Raw genomic sequence first — 332 nt, 5'->3', positions numbered from 1 at the left:
CGTAGACATTAAAGTTGCCATCGTTCTTTGGTGGTGAGAGGTCGCAGAACAGAAGCTGCGTCAGCTGTTGCTCCTTGCCATCCGCCCAGAGTTGCAGCACGTTCCGAACACACGTGTTCAGCTTGCTGTTGGGGTCGTCCGGCAGGATGGGGTTCATCAGGCGAACATCCAGACCGATCTTTCGGCCATCGTTGGTGACGCACAGCAGATTGTCCTCGGACGCATCCACCGTGCCGGAGTGGATTTTCGCAGCGCGTCTGCTCAGCTCCTGCACCATTTCTTTCTGAATCTAGGACGGTTTCGCTACCACGGTTTCAAACTTTGCATCCGGC

The 332-nt window shown here is 55.7% G+C and carries 1 pseudogene; it reads right to left on the bottom strand.

The annotated features are described in order from the left end of the window. Window positions 1-332: pseudogene (locus P0G09_RS16490) on the bottom strand (helicase); the annotation flags it as partial.

This window comes from Faecalibacterium sp. DFI.5.82 (assembly GCF_029076575.1).
In the GTDB taxonomy this organism is placed as follows: Bacteria; Bacillota; Clostridia; order Oscillospirales; family Ruminococcaceae; genus Faecalibacterium; species Faecalibacterium duncaniae.
The sequence above is the reverse complement of the archived record's forward strand: the minus strand, read 5'-3'. Positions and strand labels throughout refer to the sequence as shown.